Annotated in this window: 1 protein-coding gene; it reads right to left on the bottom strand. The window is 63.3% G+C overall.

All coding sequences use genetic code 11. The features are described from left to right. Positions 1 to 362, bottom strand: a 362-nt coding sequence (locus AC1DF0_RS32690) for an SDR family NAD(P)-dependent oxidoreductase (protein ID WP_477577794.1), incomplete at both ends; no start/stop codon positions are given.

The following is a 362-nucleotide window of genomic DNA, read 5'->3' as shown; positions in this document are numbered from 1 at the left end:
TGGTCACGCTGCCCAGCACCGAACTCATGAACGCCAGCACGCCGCTGCCTTCACGAATCTGCGCGACGAAGCGCTGGGCCAGGTTGATCGGCGCCACGGCGTTGGTGAAGAACAATTGACCGACCTCGGCCAGGGTCGCGCCACCCGGCGTCTGGACCTCTGGCCCCTTGACACCGGCATTCACGAACAACAGGTCGAAGACTTCGCCCTTGAGCTGTTGGCTGAGGGCGATGACCGCTTGCTGGTCGTCCATGTCGAGTTTTTCGATCCGTACCTTGCCTAACGCCTGCAAGACTTCGGCGCTCTGCGGGTTGCGCACGGTGGCGGTGACTTGCCAGCCGTCGGCCAGCAGGGTTTTCACC

The sequence above is a fragment of the Paenibacillus sp. 05T425 genome (genome assembly GCF_056396205.1).
This window is presented reverse-complemented; position numbering and strand designations above follow the sequence as displayed.